This window comes from Pedobacter jeongneungensis (genome assembly GCF_039538295.1).
In the GTDB taxonomy this organism is placed as follows: domain Bacteria; phylum Bacteroidota; class Bacteroidia; order Sphingobacteriales; family Sphingobacteriaceae; genus Pedobacter; species Pedobacter jeongneungensis.
Window position 1 is genome coordinate 1 of the sequence record NZ_BAABBY010000025.1, and the last position, 4,083, is coordinate 4,083.

General features: G+C 33.0%; 1 protein-coding gene. It reads right to left on the reverse strand.

Annotated features, from left to right (window positions below; translation table 11 throughout):
- Positions 1 to 4,083: amino acid adenylation domain-containing protein (locus ABD769_RS24855; protein ID WP_344854062.1), on the reverse strand; the 4,083-nt coding region annotated here is incomplete at both ends.

The window sequence follows — 4,083 nt, forward strand, 5'->3', positions numbered from 1 at the left end:
CAGAATCGTGGAAAAGATCTAAAAGGGTGGAACCCGAAACATCATCAGAAACCGGGGGATTGAAAGAAAAAAGCTCCGAAACCTCAGGGCCAGGCAGAATATTCAAGGTATCGATACCGGAACCAGGATCCAGAAGAAAAAGTTTTACTACTTCATTTACAGATTGATGAATATAGTTCAAATCTTTGCCTGAAAGCAAATTTCGTGTCTGAAAATAGGCAATAGATAGCTTATCGCCAGTTAAATGAATATTTAAATCCAAAAAAGTATTTGTATATCCATAAAAAATTGACCTTTTTTCATCCGGAGCTATAACTGTTAAAGATTTATCTATGTCATTATAAATATGAAAATCGACATAGTTAAATATCACATCAAAAAAAGGATTTGTGTTCTCAGATTTTTCACTGACCATGTTTTTAATCTGTACTAAAGTAGTTCGATCGACAAGTCTGAGTGTTCTAAGTTTATCTTCTACAGAGGATAGATACTTAATCAATGTATCGAATTGGTCAAAATCGCAAAATCTAAATGGAACGGTATTTAAAAAGCATCCTAATATCTTATCGCCATCTTCAATAGCCGGTCGATTATGGCTGACTAATCCAATCGTCAGCTCGTTTTCAAATGTCATTTTTTTTAGTGCGAATAAGAACGCCCCTAAGAAAAGTGCCTTTATTGAGATTTGGAATTTATCAGTTTTAGACCTGAGTATTTGAAGAGTATCATGATCATAATTGTAACTAAATTCCTCACGACACTGAACAAGGTTGAATAACGAGGTTCTAATATAATCCGTCATTTCATTTTTCCAAAATGCCAAATTCAATTTTAATTTCTTGTCTAAAATACGTTCAATTACAAAATCCCTGTAGCTGCATTTTAACTTATCTATTTTTTTTGGATTTTTTTTCAGCGAAAATTTTTGATAAACTTCAAATAATTCTGAATTTAAGGAGGCTAGACTCCAACCATCCAAAACAGCATGATGAAACTGAAAAACGAAGGTACTATCTAGTTGGGATTGTATTATCGATATTTTCCACAACGAGTTGGAAAAAACGTCAAATTTATTTATGCGTTCTTCTTCAAGATAACTTCGTATAAATTGAATTTTCGCTTCGCCCTTTAGTGAGGTTTCTAAAATTTGGATTTCAAATTCGATATTCCTATAAACTATTTGAACTCCTTCCTGAGAAAACCCAGTTCTTAACATTGGGTGCTTAAGAACCAAATGCGAAAAAGCTTTTTTTAATAGAGTAATATCCAGAATTTCCGGAATTTGATAAACAAACTGATCATTATAAATCACAATTTCATTACTAAATAAAGAAGCGTATATCATTCCTGCTTGAATATCACTCATAGGAAATATATCTTCTACATTAGTAACATCAGTTGCTGACTGCAGCCAATTATTTTTGACCACATCAAGCTCATCATTAATTGAGCCTCTAATCGAATAGCTTTCATCTTTAGTGATAAATTTATCAACGAAAACTGATAAATTTTCAATTGACTCTAACTCGAAGAAATCAGCAATACCTAATTCAATGTTAAATACCTTATTTATTTTACTTACAACACGAATAGCTTTGATTGAATCCCCGCCTATGGAGAAAAAACTTTCAGTAAGTGAGATTTGCTTGACAGAAAGAACATCCTGCCAAATTTCTTTAAGTATTTGCGAAGTAACATTTTGTATTTTGCCATCTTTTAAAACCTCTATTTTTTCAATAGGCTCTGGTAAAAGCTTTTTATTAACTTTTCCATTATCGGTTAATGGAATTGTAGGAATCTGTACAAAAAAATTAGGAATCATATATTCTGGAAGTTGTGCATTTAAAAATGCTTTCAATACAGAAATTTCAATTTTTTTTGCTGAAACGAAATAAACAAGAATCTCTTTATCACCGTCACTGTTGTCTCTGGTAGATAAAATAACATTATCTATTGCATCATATTTTCCTAAAACATATTCAATAGCCTCCAATTCTACCCGAAATCCCCTAATTTTAATCTGTTGGTCTTTCCTCCCTAAAAATTGGATTTCTCCTGTTTCTAAAAGCCTTCCATAATCCCCGGTTCGATATATGTATGTCTCGTTTTTATCCGAAAAAGGGTTTAACAAAAACTTTTCCTCAGTTAGAGCCCTATTATTCAAATATCCTTTAGAAATCCCATCGCCCCCAACGAAAATCTCACCAATAGCTCCTACTGGCATTAAACCCAAGTCTGCGTTTAATATATAGACAATTCTATTGTTTAAAGGCCTTCCAATTGGGATATTAGATGTACCACAATCACTAATAAGGTATATTAAGGAAAAGGTTGTGTTTTCGGTTGGTCCATAGCCATTTAACAATCTAATATCTGGAAAAACTCGTTTTAGTTGTGATACATGCTTTTCGGATAGCCTTTCGCCTCCAGCAATAACAGTAATGAGTTTTCGGAATAGTGAAATATCATCATCAACAAACTGATTGAAAAGACCTGCTGTCAACCATAACAGTTTCACTTCATGTCTCTCTATTAGTTGTTGCATTCTCTTAGCATCCAATAATTCCGATTCCTTGGGAATTATCATCGTTCCTCCATTTAATAACATCCCCCAGTATTCAAATGTTGAGGCATCAAAGGATGGACTTCCCGTTGACAAAACTGTATCATTAATTTTGAAATCTACAAAGTTGATTCCTCTCACTAAACTTATAATGTTTTTATGAGATATAATTACTCCTTTAGGGGTACCAGTAGTGCCGGAAGTGTAGATCACACAAGCTTCATCGTTTGAACTTGAAATTGGTTTTCCATCAAGTATTTTTTCTCCTGATAGATCAATTTCATCCAGATTGATTATATTTTTAACAATCTTAATTATTTTATTTACATTCTTAGAGTCTGTTATTATAAGTTCTATATCCGATTCCTTTATGATATGTTTTAAAATTTCTACAGGATGAGCTGGACTTATAAATAAATAAGTTTTCCCTGTTTTCAAAACGCTCATCATGCTGACAATCAGTTTTTCCGACCTATTTAACAGTATGCCTATTATCTGCTTTCTTTCATTATCAAGCGTCTTCAATAAATGAAATCCCAGACTTGAGGAAAGCTTTTGTATCTTCCCATAGGAGAAAGAGTTTTCTCCATAAACGACCGCAATCTTATCAGGACTTTTCACTACTTGTTCATTAAATAAATCATGTAATGATTGATGTCTTGGGTATTCTGTTTTATTATTATTGATAGAAAAAATTGCATCTTTTTCTTGGAGGCTCAAAAAATCTAAATTGTTGATAATTTGATTAGGAAAATGCACAGCTAAGTTTAATAATTTGAGGTAGTGGGCAAGCATATTTTCCATTTTCTTTTCCTCATATAATTCGCTGTTGTAATCCAGGTTCAAAAAAAGTTTGCCATTATCTTCTACGATGTTAAAAAGGATATCAAATTGTGATTTTGAAATCACAATATCCAATTGACTTAATGAGATCCCTTCTAAATTAAAATTTAAATCAGGAGCATCCTGCATGACAAATAGTATCTGAAATAGTGGATGCTCAATTTGATTCCTTTCCACGTGTATGTTCTCAATCACTTTTTCGAAAGGGCAATCCTGATGAATTAATGATTCTAATAAATTTTGTTTTACGCCTGAAATAACTTCTGAAAATGTTGAAGAAAAGCTTACTGTATTCCTTAAAGCTATCAAATTTGTGAAGCATCCTATTAATGTTTCAGTAACAACATGATTCCGGTTTGCCACAGAGGTCCCGATACATATATCATTTTGGCCCGTATATCTACATAATAACGCATTAAAGGCCGTTAGATATATCATATTGCACGTTGCATTGTGTTCAGAAGATAATTTTAATACAGCATCTACTACTGATTTTTCAATTTTCCTGGTTAATCTTCTTCCCTTGCTTGAAGCTTTTTTTCTTACGTAGTCTGTGGGAAGATCCAGGGGAACAACCCCCTTAAGATGGTTCTTCCAGTAATCCAGATGGATATCCATCTCAGGGCCTGAGAACTGACCACGCTGCCAAAGCGAATAATCAGCATACTGCATGGGAA